Origin of the sequence: Parapontixanthobacter aurantiacus (assembly GCF_009827635.1) — a bacterium.
Taxonomy (GTDB): domain Bacteria; phylum Pseudomonadota; class Alphaproteobacteria; order Sphingomonadales; family Sphingomonadaceae; genus Parapontixanthobacter; species Parapontixanthobacter aurantiacus.
Map to the genome: position 1 here is coordinate 339643 of NZ_WTYW01000003.1, position 19528 is coordinate 359170.

Here is a 19528-nt window from a genome sequence, read left to right on the forward strand (position 1 = left end):
GCACGCCTTTTCTCGTTCGTGCGGAACGGCTTCGTGCGAGCAGTGTTGTGTGCATCAAGGCGCTGGTCGGCGCGTCCCAACCGGTTCGATCCCGCCAAGGCACCAGAATGACGGTATGAAACCGTCCGGGCCGGTGGCGGGAAAGCGCCTTGTTCGAGGAGGAAAGTTAATGAAGACATCGAAAGTTCTCGTGGCCGCACTCTCCAGCATTTCTCTGCTGGGACTGTCGGCCTGCGTCACCGACCCCAACACCGGCGAGCGCAAGATTTCCCGCACCGGCATCGGAGCGGTTCTGGGCGGCACGGCCGGCTATCTGCTGGGCGACGTCATCGGCGGCTCGACCGCGCGCATCATCGGCGCGGGCATCGGCGGCAGCGCGGGCGCGGTCATCGGCAAGCAGTTCGACGACCAGATCCGCGAACTCGACGAAGCGACGCAAGGAACGGGCGTCGAGGTCGAGGAAATCGGCGATCAGGAGGCGATCCTGCTGAAACTGCCCGACGGCGTCACCTTCGCGGTGAATTCGGCGACGATCAGCCCGTCCTTCCGCACTACGCTCGATTCGGTCGCGCAGACGCTGAAGAACTATCCCAACAGCCTGATCGACGTGTACGGCTTTACCGACAGCACCGGCTCCGAAGCCTATAATCTCGAATTGTCGCAGCGCCGGGCGCAGGCCGTGGCCGACTATCTCGCGATGCAGGGCGTCGCCCGCTCGCGCATGGCGACGCAGGGCTATGGCGAGAACCCGGAATATTTCCGCGCCAGCAACGACACGCCGGAAGGGCGTGCGCTGAACCGCCGCGTGGAAATCAAGATCACGCCGATCAGTCAGGAAGATGTGGCCGCCGCGAGAGCGCAATAAAAAAGAAGCCGCAGTAAGGCTGCGACCTCTTAAGGTCGTGGCAGGGTTGCAAAACCGTGAGGGGGCGTTCCTTTAACCGGGAGCGCCCCCTTCTTTATTGCCGAAGCCAGTTTTGGGCGCTTGGCTGGCGCTTACTTCCGTCGCGCATATTCAGCCGCCCGCTCCGCGACATGCGCCACCGCATCGCCGTGAATGGCGGGCGCGCTTACCAGCAGGCCGAAGGAGCGCGGGTCGCGCTGGTTGTAGGCGAGCGGCTGTCCGAAGGCGTCGCTGACCGCCGCCCCCGCTTCCCGCGCGATAAGCGTCGCCGCGGCAACGTCCCACTCGAATCCCCAGCGCAGAGTCGGCACGATGTCCGCCTCGCCCGCCGCCACCATCGCGATGCGCAGCGCGATCGAGTTGGGCTTGGCGACCGGCGACAGGATGCGGTCGATCTTCGGAAGGCCGTCGGACGGTATCCTCGCACCCGCAAAGGACGTGGCGTTCGATGCGGCAAGCCGCTCCTTGTTACGGAAGGCCCCGCGGCCCGCTTCGGCCTGCCAGAATTCGTCCCTCGCAGGAGCTGCCAGATAGCCGAGCAGCGGGCGGCGTTCGCTGATCAGCGCGACCGACACCGCCCAGCCGGTGCGTCCGCGAATGAAATCGCGCGTGCCGTCGATCGGATCGACCACCCAGACGAGCCCGCGCGTCAGCCGGGCGGCATCGTCCGCCGTTTCCTCCGACAACCAGCCGGCACTCGGCAACAAAGCCGACAATTCGCGCTTCAGGAAGCGGTCCACCGCCAGGTCGGCGGCGCAGACGGGATTGCCCGGCCCCTTCTCCCATATCTCGACGTCATGGCCCGCCCCCGGCCACTGGTCGTGGGCGATGCGCGCCGCTTCGGCGACGATCTGTTCGAGGCGGGGACGGTCGATCATCAGGAAACCCGGTCTATGCGAGAATGAAGATAGGCACTGTGGTGCAAGCTGCCACTTTTCAAGACCCGCGATACATGCTTATGCGTCGGCCAAACGCCCCCTCGCGCATGGCGACCGCCGTGCCCAATCAGCGACGAAGGACATCAGCCTCATGAACATCCACGAATATCAGGCCAAGGAACTGCTTGCGAAACACGGCGTCGCCGTCCCGTCAGGCCATGCCGCGATGAGCGTCGAGGAAGCCGTCGCTGCCGCCAAGAAGCTGCCGGGACCGCTTTATGTGGTGAAGGCGCAGATCCATGCCGGTGGCCGGGGCAAGGGCAAGTTCAAGGAGCTGGACGCGAATGCGAAAGGCGGCGTCCGCCTCGCCGAATCGGTCGATGCGGTCGAGGAAGCCGCGAAGGAAATGCTCGGCAATACGCTCGTCACGGTGCAGACCGGCGACGAGGGCAAGCAGGTCAATCGCCTTTACGTGACCGACGGCGTCGACATCGCTCAGGAATATTATCTCGCGCTGCTCGTCGACCGGGCAAGCGGACAGGTCGCGATGGTCGCATCGACCGAAGGCGGCATGGATATCGAGGACGTCGCGCACGAAACGCCCGAGCGCATCACGACGATCACCGTCGATCCGGCGCAGGGATTCATGCCGCATCATGGCCGCGCGGTGGCTTTCGCGCTGAAACTTTCCGGCGACCTCAACAAGCAGTGCCAGAAGCTGGCGAAAAAGCTCTACGACGCGTTCATCGAGATGGATTGCGAGATGCTGGAGATCAATCCGCTGGTCGAGACGAAGCCGGACGGCGACGGCAATGCGGAGCTGCTGGTCCTCGACACGAAGATGAGCTTCGACGGCAACGCGCTCTATCGCCATCCCGACATCGAGAAGATGCGCGACGAGACCGAGGAAGACCCGGCTGAAGTCGAGGCGAGCGAATACGATCTTGCCTATATCAAGCTGGACGGGAACATCGGCTGCATGGTCAACGGGGCCGGCCTCGCCATGGCGACGATGGACATCATCAAGCTGAACGGCGCCTTCCCCGCGAACTTCCTCGACGTCGGCGGCGGCGCGACGAAGGAGAAGGTGACGGCGGCCTTCAAGATCATCCTCAAGGACGATGCGGTCGAAGGCATTCTCGTCAACATCTTCGGCGGGATCATGAAGTGCGACATCATCGCCGACGGGATCGTCGCGGCGGCGAAGGAAGTGAACCTGTCGGTTCCGCTGGTCGTCCGCCTCGAGGGAACAAATGTCGAAAAGGGCAAGGAAATCCTCGAGAATTCCGGCCTTCCCATCGTCAGCGCTGACGACCTCGGCGATGCCGCGAAGAAGATCGTCGCCGAAGTCAAAGAGGCCGCCTGACGGGCCGAGCCCCTGCGCGCCCCGCCGGCGCGAATGCCAGCGCGGATATTGTGTGCCGGTCGTGCGTTCAGCAGATGAACGCCGCCGGGGCGCGACTTGACGTTTACGTAAGCGCAAGCTAGGCGGAGGGCAGAAATTCTTTGGAAGAAAGGCATTCCATGAAAATCCTCGTACCCGTCAAACGGGTTATCGACTACAATGTGAAGCCGCGCGTCAAGGCCGATGGGTCGGGCGTCGATCTCGCCAACGTCAAGATGAGCATGAACCCCTTCGACGAGATCGCCGTCGAAGAAGCGATCCGGTTGAAGGAAGCGGGCAAGGCGGAAGAGATCGTCGCGATCTCGGTCGGCCCGGCCAAGGCGCAGGAAACCTTGCGCACCGCGCTTGCCATGGGCGCAGACCGCGCCATCCTCGTCGAAACCGACGATGAAGTCGAACCGCTCGCCGTCGCCAAAATCCTGAAAGCCATCGCGGAAGAAGAACAGCCGGGCCTCGTAATGCTCGGCAAGCAGGCGATCGACGACGATTCCAACCAGACCGGACAGATGCTGGCCGCGCTCATGCAGCGTCCGCAAGGCACCTTTGCGAACACGGTCGAAATCGACGGCGACAGCGTGATCGTGAAGCGCGAGATCGACGGCGGCCTCGAAACGGTGAAGCTGACGATGCCCGCCATCGTTACGACCGACCTGCGCCTCAACGAACCGCGCTATGCTTCGCTGCCGAACATCATGAAGGCGAAGAAGAAGTCGCTCGATGTGAAGACGCCGGCCGATTACGGTGTCGATACAGCGAAACGCCTCACCACCACCAACGTCGCGGAACCGCCTGTTCGCCAGGCCGGCGAAAAGGTCGAGGACGTCGACGCGCTGGTCATGAAGATGAAGGCCTTGGGTATCGCCTGACCGCCGCCTTTGCGGGTCCGTGCTTCCCCCCCCAGCATGGACCCCGTCCCGGACGGACAAGATTGTAAGGAACGCCAGAAATGAAGACTCTCGTACTCGTCGAACACGACAACCAGTCCATGAAGGACGCAACGCTGAGCGTCGTCACAGCGGCGAGCAAGCTCGGCGAAGTTCACCTCCTCGTTGCGGGTTCGTCCTGCGACGCGGTGGCTCAGGAAGCCGCCAAGGTCGCTGGCGTGGGCAAGGTCCATGTCGCCGACGACCCCGCATACGAACACGGCCTCGCCGAAAACGTCGCGCCGCTGATCGCAGGTCTCATGGACCACCATGACGCCTTCCTCGCGCCAGCCACCACGACCGGCAAGAACATCGCGCCGCGCGTCGCCGCGATGCTCGACGTGATGCAGATTTCGGACATTCTCTCGGTCGAGGGCGAGAAGACGTTCACGCGTCCGATCTATGCCGGAAACGCCATCGCGACCGTCGAATCCTCCGACGATAAGCTCGTCATCACCGTCCGCGGAACGGCCTTCGACAAGGCCGAGGCCGAGGGAGGCTCTGCCGAAATCGAAGCGATCGGCGGACCGGGCGATGCGGGCGTGTCGTCCTTCGTCAGTGCCGATCTTGCCGAGGGCGGCGATCGTCCCGAGCTGACCAGCGCCAACATCATCGTATCGGGCGGACGTGCGCTGAAGGATGGCGAGACGTTCGAGAAGATCATCACGCCGCTCGCCGACAAGCTGGGTGCCGGAATCGGTGCCAGCCGCGCGGCGGTGGATGCGGGCTACGTTCCCAACGACTATCAGGTCGGGCAGACCGGAAAGATCGTCGCACCGGAAGTCTATATCGCGATCGGTATTTCGGGCGCGATCCAGCACCTTGCCGGGATGAAGGATTCCAAGACCATCATCGCCATCAACAAGGATGAGGATGCGCCGATCTTCCAGGTGGCGGACATCGGCCTCGTCGCCGACCTGTACAAGGCGGTGCCGGAGCTGACCGAGAAGCTCTGACGCGATTCGGTCCGGTTTCGGCACAGCACCGAACCGGCTCTACCGACCGGCAACTTGCACGGCCTCTCTTTCGCACCTAGCATGGTGTGATTGGGGGGCCGTCTTCGCTTGCGCGACACTCTATTCGTTCAGCGTGTCGCATGGGACGCAGCGGGAATTGCGCGGCCTTCAGAAGGGGGAGCGCCATGAAATTCGCCGTATCGCTGTTAGCGCCGATTGCCTTGTGCCTGCCGGGCGCTGCTCTCGCAAACGACGAAGAGCCGCTGGTATTTGAACCCACGTCGCAATGGAACGTCGATTACGGTGCGCAGAATTGCGAATTGCGACGGCTGTTTTCCGACGGCACACATCAGCTTATCCTGAAAATACCCGGAACGGCTACATCTGGCGAACGATGGATGACAATTCTGGTCGAGGGACTGAAATCCAAGGGTTCGGCGCAAGGCGAAAGCACGGTCGAATTTCTTCCGGCAGTAGGGACGACTGAGGAACAACCGCATTATACGCTCGAGACCGAAGTCGACTTTTGGGGACTATATACCCCGGCGGAAATTCATAAACAGACGGAAACGGGAAAAAGATACGAGGAATTACTTGCGAATGACGATCGCGAAGCTGCCGAAAAGTTACTGGCTGTTCTCGAAGAGGAAGAAGCGAAACGCGAGAAGGAAGTAACCGGATTATTGGTCGAAGGAGCGTTCGAAAAGGACCTTCTTATAAAAACCGGGGCCATGCGCGCGGCAATGAATGTCTTGCGAGACTGCGCAAGCACCCTCCCGAAAGCATGGGGTGTCGAGGAGGAGGCGGCGTATCCACCCGAACCGGTAGACGAACGTATTTGGTTAAAGCGCATTATCGCCGCTTATCCTGCAAAATCGTTGCGAAATCGGGAAATCGGCAATCTGCCGGTCATCTTGGTCATCGGAACCGACGGCAGCATCGAAAATTGCATCGTGCCTTCCTCTCCGGCTTCGCAGACCCTCCAGGAAGAAACGTGCAAAAACCTCAAGCGGTACGCGAAGTTCGCTCCTGCACGAAATGAGGCGGGTGAGGCGATTAGAGGCATTTGGCAAACGACAGTGGTCTATGAACTTTTCTTTACCCGCGAGACGATCCTTCAATAGCGATCTGAAACTCTGGCGCGATCCGGTCCGGTTTCGGCACAGCACCGAACCGGCTCTACCGACCGGCAACTTGCACGGCCTCTCTTTCGCACCTAGCATGGTGTGATTGGGGGGCCGTCTTCGCTTGCGCGACACTCTATTCGTTCAGCGTGTCGCATGGGACGCAGCGGGAATTGCGCGGCCTTCAGAAGGGGGAGCGCCATGAAATTCGCCGTATCGCTGTTAGCGCCGATTGCCTTGTGCCTGCCGGGCGCTGCTCTCGCAAACGACGAAGAGCCGCTGGTATTTGAACCCACGTCGCAATGGAACGTCGATTACGCGGAATATGAATGCGCTCTCCAGCGGGCCTTTTCGGACGGTGAGCACAATTTATTGATGCGGGCTTCGCAAAGCGTTGCGGACGAGAAGCTGAACATGACAATCCTCGTAGAGGGTTTGGAGCCGCGCAAGGCAAAAAAGGGTGAATCTTCGTTTCAGTTTCTTCCAGCGGCTTTCCCCTCTGAGCAGTCCGAGTTTCATACGCTGAAAGCCGACGATGGTTATTGGGGGATCATGGGTGAGGCTTTGATCTACGAGAAAAGCGGATCCTCAAACAATAGCGAGGAGATTCTGCAGGATGGCGAAGAAATCGCTGGAGCCCAGCCTGCGCCAATCAGCATGGAGGAACGCGCTTCGCGAGAAGAGGCAATAAAAAGTCTTTCAGTGAAGGATGCATTCGAAAACGATCTCTTGCTCCAAACAGGCCCTCTTCACTCCGCCATGAACGTGATGCGCGATTGCATAGCCAATCTACACCAAAGCTGGGGTGTCGAGGAAGCTGCGCAACCTGTCGCTCTGGTCAAGGAAAGGGCCTTGTTTCGCGCTTTTTCTAACGTGCTACCTTGGGGGGGTTTTACAAGCGACGAAAGGCGCTATGTCCCCATTGTGTTGATCGTTGGAACGGACCAACGTGTCGAGCGATGCATGATCCTTCCGAGTTCTGCGCCGTTGGATTTTGCGAATGAAGTGTGCGAAGTGGTCAAACGTCACGCACGTTTCGACCCGGCCAAAAACGCGTCGGGCGATCCGATACGAGGCGTTTGGCGTACGAGCGTTTCGTTTATCATGCACTAATTCAAGCTCGGCACAGCGGTCCGAACAATCAAGCCCCCACCTTAGGCGGCGAGCGCGCGCTGGCCGTCCGCCGTCATGCCGTACAGGGACTGGCGCAGCATGATGCTCGCATGATTGATGAACGCTCCACCACTGCGTCTGTGTTCGGCGATTGCTGCGCGGATAGCCCCGATGCAGATGCGGCGCGCTTCGTCATTGCGGCCCTCCATGCCGTATAGCTGGATGAAGTAGCGCATCTGCCCGCCGAGCAAGCCGAGCAACATTCCAAACAGACGGTCGTCCTCGTCCTTGGTCGCGCTTCCGTTCTGCGAGCGGTGAATGCTTGCAACGACGTCCTCGATCGCTTCCATACGGTAACTCATCACACTCTCCTCAATTCTGCCGTTCGCGCTTCGCGTCCGGTTCCTTGAGGAGAGAATTAGCGGGCTTCGTCCAACCAAATCGCTAGGGCGCAGCTACGGGTAAATACCCAGCCCCCATCGCCGGGCAATCGCCTCGCTGCTCTCTCGCCCTTTAGAGAATTGACGAAAGGAAGTGTATGGTCAGGCCCACCAGCCCGCCGACCATCGTTCCGTTGATGCGGATGAACTGCAGGTCGCGGCCAACCGCGCTCTCGATGCGATCGGTCACGGTCCGCGCATCCCAGCGACGCACGGTTTCAGAGACCAGCTGTACGATCTGCCCGCCATAGCGGGTTGCGATGCCGACGGCCGTTCGCCGCGCGAAGCGGTTCACCTGTAATTGCAACCGCGGATCGTCCTCCAGCGCCTTGCCGAGTTCCGCCAGGCTGCTCGCGAACTGACCGAACCCGCCTTTCGCGTTGCCCGTGCCCCCACCGCCACGAACGCTTGCGATCAAACCGGCGCGCATCCGTTCCCAGACGCCCTGCCACCAGTCGGCGAGCGCAGGATTGGCAAGCAGGTCGTTCTTAATCCGCTCTACCTTGGCCTGCGTTTCCGGGTCTTGGCGCAATTTCGTGGCGAGGTCCTCGAGCCCCTCCTCGACCTTGCGGCGAAGCGGATGAGCCGGATCGACCAGCACTTCGGCGAGCAGGCGATAGAGCCCGTCCAGCACCGAATTCGCGAGACGCTCGTCGAGACCGGTAAACCGCAAGAGGGCATTCGCCCGCTCGTGGATCATCGCGCGGATCATGTCCTCATTGTCTTCCACCACGAGGCCCGCCCAGCGGATGATGTTGTCGATGAGCGGCCGATGGCGTCCGTCCGCCACCACCGCAGACAGCATCTGGCCGAGCAGCGGTGCGACCTCCAGTTTTTCGAGCTGCGCGGCGAGACCAGCCTTCACCTGTCCCCCCAACCTGTCGGGGTCGAGCGATTCGAGCACTTCCACGAACAGTTCGCCCGCACCCGCCCTGATACGCGAGGTCTGCTCGGAATCGGGATGGGAGAGGTAATTGCCCACGCCGCGAGCGAAGTTCATCGTGCGCATGCGCCGTGCGACGACCGTCGGCGTCAGGAAGTTATCGCGCAGGAACCCCGCCATCGTGTCGGCGATGCGGTTCTTGTTTTCCGGGATGATGGCAGTGTGCGGAATCGGCAGGCCCAACGGCCGACGGAACAGGGCGGTCACCGCGAACCAGTCGGCCAGCCCGCCGACCATTGCCGCTTCGCTGAAGGCATGGAGGTAACCCCAGGCAGGATGCCAATCGAGATATCGCCCCGACAAAAGGAACAGCGCACCCATCAGGACGAGCAGACCGGTCGCGGTTATCCTCATGCGCCTGATGCGGTCGTTCTGATCGGTAATCGCTATCGTCGCGCCCCTGTCTTTTCGCCTGTAAAGCTAAGGGAAGGAACGGCGAGAGACAATCCGCCGCGTGCTAGTGCCCCTGACAAGAGGACACCGCGCACGGGGGTTCGTCCGCTGCTATTCGGCAGGAAGGTTGCTTCCTTCACCCTCGCGCACGGTCGCGGGACGGTTCTCGTCTCCCGGTCGATAGGTCAGGAACTTGTTGCGCATCCATGGTCCCGTGCGGCGCTCGACACTGTCCGCGAGGCTGAAACCGGCCGGCACGATAAGGAGCGTGAGGAGGGTCGAGACTATCAGGCCGCCGATGACCATCGTGCCCATCGGGGCCCGCCATGCACCATCGCCCGACAGGGAAACGGCGGTCGGCACCATCCCGGCGGTCATGGCGACCGTAGTCATCACGATCGGCTGCGCGCGCTTGTGACCCGCATCGATGATCGCTTCGGTTTTCGCGACCCCGTCCTTCATTGCCTCGATCGCGAAATCGATGAGCAGGATCGAGTTTTTCGACACGATTCCTAATAGCAGGAGCATCCCGATAAGGACCGGCATGGAAACCGGCTGACCTACGAGCCAGACAAGGAAGATACCGCCCAATGGTGCAAGCGCGAGCGAACACATGTTCACCAGCGGACTCATCACGCGCTTATAAAGGAGGACCAGCACGGCGAAGACCAGCAGGACGCCCGTAGGCAGTGCGACCGCGAAATTCCCCATCAGTTCCTGCTGGATTTCGTCCTGACCGACGGCGTCGCGGATGACGCCCTGCGGCAGATCCTGAAGGACCGGCAAAGCGTCGACCTGCTCCTGCGCCACGCCCTGCAACACGTTCTGCGCGAGGTCGGCCCCGACAAAGATACGGCGGCTCTGATTATAGCGCTGGATGGTCGTGGGGCCGGAACTGAGCGAAATGTCCGCAACGCGGCTCAAGGGCACGGAACCGCCATTGATCGTCGGAACCGGCAGGTTGCGCAGCGTATCGAGATCCTGCCGCGAACTCTCGGGCAGTTTTACCGTGATCGGTATCTGGCGATCGGAGAGCGAGAACTTGGCTGCGTTCTGCTCGATCTCGCCAAGGGTCGCAATGCGGATGGCCTGGCTCAGCGCGACGGTGGATACGCCAAGCGATGCAGCCAGTTCCTCGCGCGGTTCGATGAGGATCTCGGGCCGGTTGACGTCGGCATCGATGCGCGGTGCAACGAGGGTGTCGAGCCCGCGCATCTGCTCGACCAGCGTAGCCGCGGTTTCATTGAGCAGTTCAGGGTCCGAACCAGCCAGCATGACCGTGATGTCGCGGCCCGAACCACCGCCACCGCCGCCATTCTGCGACTGAAAGCGAACGCGAGCATCGGCGATCTGCGCCAGCCGGGGCGCAAGGTCGCGCTCGAACTCGATTGAGGTCTTTTCGCGGTCAGGCTTCAGAGTGATGTAGATCGTCGCATTGCCTTCGCGCACACGCTCCAGCGCTCGCTCTACCTCAGGCTGTTCGTAAAGGATCTCGGCGACGTAGTCGGCCACCCGCTCCGTCGTTTCCAGCGTCGTGCCCGGCACCATGTCGATCTGAACCTGGCTGTTGTCGGTGTTGATGTCCGGTTGGAACTGCCCCGGCGTGTTCATGAACAGGACGATGGTGACAAGGAATGCGACGTAGCCGATACCGAGCATCCATACCCGGTGATCGAGGAACCGCGCGGAAAGATACTGCCAGGAAGCACGTGCACGGGAGCCCAACAGGGAAACCGGCAAACCGATCAGCGGCAACAGGAACCGCAGAGAAAGACCTGCCAGAGCAATCACGAACAGCAGCTGGATAATCTGAAGTGTCTTCCGGACGAGGCCGTGCAGCCACCCGGCAGGATCGGCAGAAACTGCTGCGGCTAGCGTTCCCGGAATATCGATCGCGGACAGGAGATTGAACGACCCAAACACGACGAAGGCTGGCACGGCCATCGCGGCGATCAGCAGAAGAATGCCCGACGTGACGTAGAGGAAGCCGTGCTTCGGGCGCGCATGACCCTCGCGTGCACGATTCATGTCCGTCCGATCGAGCGACCAGCGCAGGACGTTCATGTAGCGGTCCATCCACTTGCCCTCACCATGGGCGGTGTGGCCCTTGGCCTTGAGGTAGTAGGCCGCGATCATCGGCGTGATCATACGAGCGACCGCGAGGCTCATCAGGACGGAGACGACCACCGTCAGGCCGAAATTTTTGAAGAACTGACCGGAAATGCCGGGCATCAAGCCCACCGGAAGGAAGACCGCCACGATGCAGAAGGACGTCGCGACGACCGCGAGACCGATCTCGTCGGCCGCGTCGATGGACGCCTGATAGGCGGATTTGCCCATCCTCATATGGCGCACGATGTTCTCGATCTCCACGATGGCATCGTCGACGAGCACCCCGGCAACAAGGCCCAGTGCTAAGAGCGAGAGGAAGTTCAGGTTGAAGCCGAGCAGGTCCATGAACCAGAAGGTCGGGATCGCGGACAGCGGAATGGCGATTGCGGAGATGATCGTCGCCCGCCAGTCGCGCAGGAAGAAGAAGACGACGACGACCGCCAGCACCGCACCCTCGATCATGGCGGCGATCGAGCTTTCGTACTGGCTTTCGGTATATTGGACCGTGTTGAACAGCGGAATGAAGCGAACGCCGGGGTTCTCTGCCTCGAGTTCCGCGATCGTTTCCTTCGCCGCATCGAAGACGGTGACGTCGGATGCTCCCTTTGCGCGGGACATCGCGAAGTTGACGACTTCGGTATCGCGCACCTTGCTGATGGAAGTGCGCTCGCTGTAACCGTCGCGGACCGTCGCGACGTCGCCCAGCCGAACGGTCGCGCCGTTACCGAGCTGGATCTGACGCTGCGAAAGTTCAAACGCCGTGTCGGTATTGCCGAGGACGCGAATGGACTGGCGCGTTCCCCCCACTTCCGCAGCGCCGCCGGCGGCGTCGATATTGTTCTGCCGCAGGACGGAATTGATCTGCCCCGCAGTCACGCCCAGCGCCTGCATCCTGGGCAGGTCGAGGATCACCTCGATCTCCCGGTCGACGCCCCCGAACCGATCGACCTGCGCCATGCCCTCGACCGCGAGAAGGCGCTTGGCCACCGTGTCGTCGATGAACCAGCTCAGCTGCTCGATGGTCATGTCGGCGGCCTCGACCGCGTAGATGCCGAGGAAGCCGCCCGAAATTTCGATCTTGTTGATCCGCGGCTCGAGAATGCCATCGGGCAGGCTGCCCCGGATCGTGCCGATCGCGTTGTCGACCTCGATCACGGCATCATTGACGTCGGTGCCGATCTCGAACTCGACGGTGGTGTTCGAATTGCCCTCGCTCGCGGAGGAGGTGATGGTCTTCACTCCGTTGATCGAGCGAACGGCAGATTCGACGAGCTGCGTGATCTGGTTCTCGATCTCGGTCGGTGCCGCCCCCGGCTGCGAGATGGAAACGTTGACGGCAGGAAATTCCACGTCCGGATTGTTGACGACATCCATGCGATTGAAGCTCAGCAACCCGGCGAGCAGCAGGGCCGTGAAAATCACGATCGGAATGACCGGATTGCGGATCGACCACGCGGATATCTTGTTAAAGTCCATTACGGATCTGCCAGTTTCAGGACGTACGGCTCAGCCGCTCGTCGGTATTGAAGACGGTATCGAGGAAGGCCGCCGCGTCGATACGGGACCTCTCCAGGGTATTGCGACTTGCGCTACCGTGAATGGCAGCGCTCATTGCGTGTCGGCGGCGACCGGATTGACCGTTTCGCCCGGCGTCAGGAAGCCGCCTGCGCGCAGCACGATGCGTTCGCTTCCGGTAAGGCCTTCGGTCACTGTCACGCCGTCGGCCGTTACGCGTCCGAGGGTGATCGCGCGCCGCTCCACCGTATTGTTCTCGCCGACGATATAGACGTAGCTGCCTTCGCGATCGGAAAGGACCGCGCTTTCGGGAAGCAACGGTGCGTTGGTCGTTCCGCTGAGGATACGCGCAGTGGCAAAGCCGCCGGGTCGCAATTCCGGAGCATAGGAGAGGGCGATGCGCACGCGTCCCTGCCGGTTCTGCTGATCGATGGTCGGCGCGACCTGCCACACCTGGCCATCAAAAGTCTGGTCCGTTCCGGCGGGCGTTACCTCGGCGCTCGTGCCGACCGATATCCGCGCAAGCTCGGATTCGCCGACTTCGGCCTGCAATTCCATTTCGCCGCCACGAGCGATACGAAACAGGACACCCGAACCGCCGGACACCGTCGCACCGGGCTCGACATTGCGTTCGAGCAGAAGGCCAGCGGCAGGGGCGGTGATGTTCAGCCGAGCATTGCGGGCCTGCAATTCGTTGTACTGGGCGCGGGCCACCTGGACGCGCGCGACCGCACTGTCCCGGGTGGCAGTCAAACGGTCGATTTCGGCGGTCGAGATGAATCCGCGATCGACGAGCTGGCGGGCGCGGTCGAGATTGCTTTGCGCAAGGTTGGCATCGGCTTGCGCGACGTCAATCTGGGCCCGGGCGCTTCGGGCTTGTTCGTTCTGAACCGAGCGATCGATCACCGCCAAGACCTGTCCCTGCCTCACCCATTCGCCGGCATCGACCGGAACGGATACGACGCGGCCACCTTCACCCACGACGCCGACCGGGAGTTCGCGCCGCGCGAATAGCGTGCCGGGCGCATTGATGACGCCCTCAACCGTACCGCGGCCCGGAGAAATGACCGTTATCGACGGTGCCTGCTCGCTATTGCCCTCTTCCGCAGGCGCAGCATCGCCGCTCGACACGAAATAATAGGCTGCCGCGATGGCAGCCAGGAGGAGGATGGCGAGTCCGATCCACAATTTGCGGCGAGAGGTCTCGCGCGGTTCTCCGTCGAGACCGATTTCCCTGTTCAGTGGTTCAGCACTGTCCGATCCCACGCGGGAATTGTAGTTCATGGCCACGCCTCGCTCGACTTTCCGGCTGGTGTATTAGTCACATATGTCACTGGGTGCAAGTCCTTAAGAGCCGCGTAATCCGGCTTCCCGCCCCCTGCAATCGCCCCTTCGACGGACGACATATATGTCCGACCAAATTTCCGTGCCGCAGTTTCCGGAATAAGAAAAGGGCGAAGCGATCCTAAGTCGCTCCGCCCAGTTATTTCTTTCGAACAGTGTTGTAAAAGCGGCGCTTACCGTACGCGGCCACGCTGTACGAGGTTGATGATGCCGAGAAGCACGATCGCACCGATGATGGCGATAATGAATCCGGTGAGGTTGAAGCTCTGGATGGTTCCCTCGACACCGAACAATGCGCTTGCGAGGAAGTTACCGATAAGCGCGCCGATGATGCCGACCACGATGTTCCAGAAAATGCCCATCGAGGCATCGCGGTTCATCACGAGGCTGGCAAGCCATCCGGCCACACCCCCTACGATAATTGCGATAATCCATCCCATTCGTGTTCTCCTGCCTGTTATTCGGTCAAATGCGACCTTGCAGAAACAAACAAATATGAATGGAAAATAGTTCCCTGACCGCAGGCAAATAGCGCGCGGCCCAGATCGGGAGAAAGGTTTGCCGAATAGGAGGTTCAGGAGCGCAAAGCGCGCCCCGTGCGTCAGTATTTCAGCTGCCGTTCGTAAAGGTCGCGATAATGCTGGATGCGCGTGACGCGCAGACCCTGCATCCCGGACCGATCGACAGCGCGCTGCCATGACGCGAATTCCTCGAGTGTAAGCGTGTAGCGTTCGAGGACCTCGTCCACGGTCAGCAAACCGCCGTTCACGGCAGCCACGACCTCGGCCTTGCGGCGAACGACCCAGCGCTTCGTCGAGGCGGGCGGCAGATCCGCCAACGTCAAAGGTTCGCCGAGTGGACCGATCACTTGATCAGGTCGAATATTCTGATGTTCCATCACGAATTTCCTCGGCCACTGGCTGCTGCGTCGTAAGCGGTGTTCCCGTCCTTTACGAAGGCGGCTTTGCCATGGGATAAACCATCGTGGTTAACGACTGGTTGACCATGCTCAATGCCAAACAGGCTGAGCGAGGAGAACCGCCCACGATTGGCGAGTTCCGCCAGGCTCGACTGGGCAAGCTCGTTGCGCAGATCTCGCGTCGCGGCCAGTTGCGCGACCAATTCGTGCCAGCGAAGGCGACGAAGGGCTTCCCCCTCGCCACTCGTCGGCATGTCGGATTTCTTTATATCGCCCTCGAACATGGTCAGGGGGTTACGGCAGCGCAGGTAAAAAATCCGTGAAATTAACCTTTGGAGGCGACCCGCCCTTATCCGGCCACCGCTTCACCCGGGGCCGACAGGACTTTGAAGCGCGCACACAAACGTGTATGGGGCAAACGATCATGACATCGACAGCTACCCTCGATCCCGCGGACGACGTGCGGCTTTTCGACGCGAGCGAAGCCGCCGCGTTGTTCGATCTTCCGCGCGCGGCGGCGGACTGCCGCATCGTGGTTGCCATGTCCGGCGGCGTCGATTCCTCCGTCGTGGCAGCGCTGGCGGCGGCTACAGGCGCCGAGACGATCGGCATCACCTTGCAGCTTTACGACTACGGGGCAGCCACGGGTCGCAAGGGCGCATGCTGTGCCGGCGATGATATTGCGGATGCGAGGGCGGTCGCGGACCGGCTCGGTATAGCGCATTATGTCTTCGATCACGAAAGCGCCTTTCGCGACAGCGTCGTGGAGCAGTTCGCGGACGACTATCTTTCGGGTCGCACGCCGGTCCCCTGCATCAGGTGCAATATGGGTCCGAAATTCACCGACCTGTTCGCGATGGCGAGGGAGCTCGGCGCAGACTGCCTTGCTACCGGCCATTATGTCCGCCGCGTGCATGGCGAGGCTGGCCCCGAACTGCATCGCGCGCTCGATCCGGCACGCGACCAGTCCTATTTCCTCTATGCGACTACCGACGCGCAGCTCGAATATCTTCGCTTCCCCCTCGGCGGAATGCCGAAGGCGCGGGTACGGGAACTTGCGGACGCCGCGGGCCTGAGAAACGCAGCCAAGCCGGACAGTCAGGATATCTGCTTCGTCCCGGACGGCGATTACGCGAAGATCGTCCGCAAACTGAGACCGGAAGGCGGCGAACCTGGAGATATCGTCCATGCCAAAAGCGGCGAAGTGCTCGGTCGGCATCGCGGCGTCATCCATTATACCGTCGGACAACGTCGTGGCCTCGACCTCGGCGGGTTGGCAGAGCCGCTCTATGTCGTCGGCATCGATGCCGAACAGCGCCACGTCAAGGTCGGACCGCGCGCGATGCTGGCGGTCGATGCGGCGCGCATCATCGAAACCAACCGTATCGGTCCGATGCCTGCGGACGGCCACCTTATTGCCAAGGTTCGCTCGCTGTCGAAGCCCGTCCCCGTTCGGATCGACGGGCCGTTTGGCGACAACGCCGATACCCTGCTTCGTTTCGAGCAGCCCGAACTCGGCGTCGCACCGGGCCAGGCTGCCGTCATCTATGACGGCGACAGGGTCGTGGGCGGTGGCTGGATCGATTCGACGCTGAAGGACGGCTAGGATTTTCCCCGTCGAATAACTTTGCTCCCGGCTTGCCATTTGAGGAGCAAACATGGTCCAAGCCGGTCATGGCCAAAACCGCTCTCATCACTGGCATCACCGGGCAGGACGGCGCCTATCTGGCGCGTTACCTCCTCGAAAAAGGCTATATCGTCCACGGCATCAAGCGGCGCAGTTCGTCCTTCAATACGGGGCGTATTGAAGGAATCTATCAGGATCCGCACGAGGCCGATCCGCGCCTGACACTGCACTACGGCGATCTGACCGATGCGACGAACATCATTCGCATCCTGCAGGAAACGCAGCCTGACGAAATCTACAACCTCGCTGCACAAAGCCACGTTCAGGTGAGTTTCGAGACCCCGGAATATACGGCTAATAGCGATGCGATCGGGCCGCTGCGGCTGCTAGAAGCCATGCGGATCCTCGACCTGACGCGAAAGACGAGGTTCTTTCAGGCTTCTACATCCGAACTTTACGGCAAGGCTTGCGAGTTTCCCCAGTCGGAGACGACGCCCTTCTATCCGCGCAGCCCATATGCCGTGGCCAAGCTTTACGCCTACTGGATCACGATCAATTATCGCGAGGCATACGGATTGCACGCGAGCAACGGCATCGCGTTCAATCACGAGAGCCCGCTACGAGGCGAAACCTTCGTCACCCGCAAGATTACGCGCGCGGCAGCGGCAATAAAGCTTGGCCTGCAGGACAAGCTTTATCTCGGCAATCTCGATGCAAAACGCGACTGGGGTCACGCGCGCGAATATGTGCGGGGTATGCATCTTATCCTCCAACAAGACGAGCCGGACGATTATGTGCTTGCCACTGGCAAGACCACTTCCGTCCGCGAGTTCGTGCGTTGGGCATTCGAGGATATAGGGCGCCCGGTGGAGTTCTCTGGCGAAGGCGTCGAGGAAGTCGCTCGCTGTCTTTCGTCTGGTGAGGTTTTGGTCGAGGTCGACCCCCGTTATTTTCGTCCGACCGAAGTTGACCTGCTCCTTGGCGACCCAACGAAAGCGCGCGAAAAGCTTGGCTGGGAACATGAGACCGATGTGCGCGACCTTGTCCGCGAGATGGTCCAGGCCGATCTCGTTGCCATGGGAGAAGAGGCGGCTGCTTCCTCCAGCATCGGCTCGGTCTGATGCCTGAGCAATACGATCTGTCCGGAAAGCGTATTTACGTCGCTGGCCATCGCGGCATGGTCGGCTCAGCGTTGCTGCGCCGTCTGGAAAGCGAAGACTGCGAAGTGCTGACGTCCCCGCGTTCCTTAGATCTTCGCGCGCAAGACGCCGTCTTTCGCTGGTTCGAAGAGAACCGCCCGGATGCCGCGATCATCGCGGCAGCGAAGGTCGGCGGAATACTCGCGAACAGCACATATCCCGCTCAATTCCTCTACGACAATCTGACAATTGCGGCCAATACGGTAGAAGCCGCCCATCGCACAAAAACCGGCAAGCTTCTGTTTCTCGGTTCGTCCTGCATCTATCCGCGCGAGGCTCCGCAGCCAATGTCCGAAGAGGTGCTGCTGACGGGGCCTCTGGAGCCGACCAACGAACCATACGCAATTGCGAAGATCGCAGGGGTGAAACTCTGCGAGGCTTATCGCCGCGAATATGGTTCGGACTTCATCAGTGCAATGCCGACCAATCTCTACGGACCGGGCGATAATTACGACCTTCAAAACAGCCATGTCCTGCCTGCTCTCATCCGCAAAGCGCATGAGGCAAAGCGCGACGAAGCCGAGCGACTCGTCGTCTGGGGAAGCGGCACACCCTTGCGAGAATTTCTCCACGTGGACGATCTGGCGGACGCGTGCGTCTTTCTGCTCCGCCACTACTCCGGCGAGCGACACGTCAATGTCGGGTCAGGTCAGGAGATTGCGATCGTCGAACTGGCCCGGCTTGTCGCGGAAGTGGTCGGCTTCGGAGGGGCAATTGTCTGCGACAGCAACAAGCCCGACGGCACCCCGCGCAAACTGCTCGATACCAGCATGATAAACGGTCTCGGCTGGTTGGCGACAATTTCGCTCCGAGAAGGAATAGCGAGCGCTTACAGTGACTTTCTTGCGAAGTTCGATGGTTAACGCACCAAAATAAAACAGAAAATCGACAGGCTGCCCAAAATATTTCTTTGTTTGGGGTGGAAACGATTGGTCTTTCGGTCATTCTCCAGTGAGGACGGGGCAAGGGTTGCTCACGATGTCCATTGTGTTTGGGGAATTATCATGAATGTTTGTAAGCTATCCATCCGCGCGCTCGGGCTTGCCGGCGCTGCGGCAATCGCGAATATCGCTATCGTTCCGGCCGCACAGGCCGACGAGTGCCTGATCGACACCAACAACAACGGCACCGCCACGGACGGCGTCGATGGCGTTCTCGGCGCAAATGGCGAAGATTCGGCCTCGCAGCTGGCATGTGGGCAGAATGCGACCGCAACCGGACCGCAGTCGACTGCGATTGGCGCGGAAACAGATGCGACCAACACGCGCTCGCTCGCGATTGGTTACGGCGCGCAAAGCACCGGTTCGAACTCGGTGGCGTTGGGTGATGCCGATGCGACGCAAGCTTTGACAGTTGCAATTGGCGGCGGCGCTCAAGCTACGAGCAACAATGCGACAGCTGTCGGCACTTCGGCTCGGGCAACGAACCAGTTCGCAACCGCGCTTGGCGACAATTCCCTCGCTTCCGGAGATCGCTCCACCGCGTTCGGTCGCGGATCGACGGCATCGGGCCAATATTCGATCGCCTTGGGTACCGATACCAACGATGCAGATGGCCAGGGGGCCGAGGCGACCGGAGCAAATACCATTGCCATCGGAGCGGAAGCAAAGGCATTGGCCGACAACGCCTTGGCGATTGGTTCTGGTGCGCGAGCGTTGACGGCGAACGTTGTGGCGCTTGGAACGAATGCGGTATCGGGGGGCAACCGGACGACGGCGCTTGGAACGAATGCG

The 19528-nt window shown here is 61.1% G+C and carries 17 protein-coding genes and 1 pseudogene; 11 read left to right on the plus strand and 7 right to left on the minus strand.

The genetic code is table 11. The features are described 5' to 3' along the window. Nucleotides 1-169 precede the first annotated feature (169 nt). The gene (locus tag GRI38_RS11985; protein WP_160684244.1) at nt 170-865 is read left to right on the plus strand and encodes a YiaD family glycine zipper/OmpA-like lipoprotein; all 696 of its coding nucleotides are present in this window, start codon (nt 170-172) and stop codon (nt 863-865) included. Between the two features lie 131 nt (nt 866-996). Here GRI38_RS11985 and GRI38_RS11990 read toward each other — a convergent pair whose 3' ends face one another. Further along, a complete protein-coding gene (locus GRI38_RS11990) occupies nt 997-1782 on the minus strand; it encodes a 3'(2'),5'-bisphosphate nucleotidase CysQ (RefSeq protein ID WP_160684247.1) in 786 nt (261 codons plus the stop codon). A 151-nt stretch (nt 1783-1933) separates the two neighbouring features. Here GRI38_RS11990 and sucC point away from each other — a divergent pair, with 151 nt between their 5' ends. From sucC to GRI38_RS12015, 5 genes are all read left to right on the plus strand, one after another. Continuing rightward, nucleotides 1934-3148 carry an ADP-forming succinate--CoA ligase subunit beta gene (gene sucC, locus GRI38_RS11995; protein ID WP_160684250.1) on the plus strand — a complete coding sequence of 405 codons (1215 nt, stop codon included), beginning with the start codon at nt 1934-1936 and terminating at the stop codon, nt 3146-3148. Between the two features lie 158 nt (nt 3149-3306). Then, complete coding sequence (locus GRI38_RS12000; RefSeq protein WP_160684253.1) at nt 3307-4053, plus strand: electron transfer flavoprotein subunit beta/FixA family protein; 747 nt, start codon at nt 3307-3309, stop codon at nt 4051-4053. Nucleotides 4054-4133: 80 nt separating this feature from the next. Next, nucleotides 4134-5066: an electron transfer flavoprotein subunit alpha/FixB family protein gene (locus GRI38_RS12005; protein ID WP_160684256.1), complete on the plus strand. Its 933-nt coding sequence runs from the start codon at nt 4134-4136 to the stop codon at nt 5064-5066. Between the two features lie 185 nt (nt 5067-5251). Continuing rightward, nucleotides 5252-6190: an energy transducer TonB gene (locus tag GRI38_RS12010; protein ID WP_160684259.1), complete on the plus strand. Its 939-nt coding sequence runs from the start codon at nt 5252-5254 to the stop codon at nt 6188-6190. A 201-nt stretch (nt 6191-6391) separates the two neighbouring features. Continuing rightward, nucleotides 6392-7303, plus strand: coding sequence for a hypothetical protein (locus GRI38_RS12015; protein WP_160684262.1), 912 nt, complete (start codon nt 6392-6394; stop codon nt 7301-7303). Nucleotides 7304-7344: 41 nt separating this feature from the next. On the opposite strand, the gene GRI38_RS12020 is transcribed toward GRI38_RS12015, so the two are convergent. The 6 genes from GRI38_RS12020 to sciP form a co-directional block, all read right to left on the minus strand. Next, nucleotides 7345-7665 (minus strand): hypothetical protein, encoded by a 321-nt coding sequence (locus GRI38_RS12020; protein ID WP_160684265.1) that lies wholly within the window; start codon nt 7663-7665, stop codon nt 7345-7347. A 151-nt stretch (nt 7666-7816) separates the two neighbouring features. Beyond that, on the minus strand, nt 7817-9040 hold the full coding sequence (locus tag GRI38_RS12025) for a DUF445 domain-containing protein (RefSeq protein ID WP_160684269.1): 1224 nt from the start codon (nt 9038-9040) through the stop codon (nt 7817-7819). A 150-nt stretch (nt 9041-9190) separates the two neighbouring features. After that, nucleotides 9191-12667 carry an efflux RND transporter permease subunit gene (locus GRI38_RS12030; RefSeq protein ID WP_160684272.1) on the minus strand — a complete coding sequence of 1159 codons (3477 nt, stop codon included), beginning with the start codon at nt 12665-12667 and terminating at the stop codon, nt 9191-9193. A 132-nt stretch (nt 12668-12799) separates the two neighbouring features. After that, a complete protein-coding gene (locus tag GRI38_RS12035) occupies nt 12800-13990 on the minus strand; it encodes an efflux RND transporter periplasmic adaptor subunit (RefSeq protein ID WP_160684275.1) in 1191 nt (396 codons plus the stop codon). A gap of 233 nt (nt 13991-14223) precedes the next feature. Then, nucleotides 14224-14490 (minus strand): GlsB/YeaQ/YmgE family stress response membrane protein, encoded by a 267-nt coding sequence (locus GRI38_RS12040; protein ID WP_160684278.1) that lies wholly within the window; start codon nt 14488-14490, stop codon nt 14224-14226. 161 nt (nt 14491-14651) lie between these two features. Then, nucleotides 14652-14951, minus strand: a complete 300-nt coding sequence (gene sciP / locus GRI38_RS12045; RefSeq protein WP_160684281.1) for a CtrA inhibitor SciP — start codon at nt 14949-14951, stop codon at nt 14652-14654. 83 nt (nt 14952-15034) lie between these two features. Between sciP and GRI38_RS12050 the strand changes: the two genes are divergently transcribed. The 5 genes and pseudogenes from GRI38_RS12050 to GRI38_RS12070 all read left to right on the plus strand — a co-directional run. Continuing rightward, nucleotides 15035-15292, plus strand: a complete 258-nt coding sequence (locus GRI38_RS12050) for a hypothetical protein (protein ID WP_160684284.1) — start codon at nt 15035-15037, stop codon at nt 15290-15292. Nucleotides 15293-15393: 101 nt separating this feature from the next. Continuing rightward, nucleotides 15394-16575 carry a tRNA 2-thiouridine(34) synthase MnmA gene (mnmA, locus tag GRI38_RS12055; protein ID WP_160684287.1) on the plus strand — a complete coding sequence of 394 codons (1182 nt, stop codon included), beginning with the start codon at nt 15394-15396 and terminating at the stop codon, nt 16573-16575. A gap of 68 nt (nt 16576-16643) precedes the next feature. Next, complete coding sequence (gene gmd / locus GRI38_RS12060; RefSeq protein WP_160684290.1) at nt 16644-17717, plus strand: GDP-mannose 4,6-dehydratase; 1074 nt, start codon at nt 16644-16646, stop codon at nt 17715-17717. Continuing rightward, on the plus strand, nt 17717-18658 hold the full coding sequence (fcl, locus tag GRI38_RS12065) for a GDP-L-fucose synthase (RefSeq protein ID WP_160684293.1): 942 nt from the start codon (nt 17717-17719) through the stop codon (nt 18656-18658). Before gmd ends, fcl begins: the two co-directional genes overlap by 1 nt. Nucleotides 18659-18799: 141 nt before the next feature. Further along, nucleotides 18800-19528, plus strand: a pseudogene (locus GRI38_RS12070) (hypothetical protein); the annotation flags it as partial.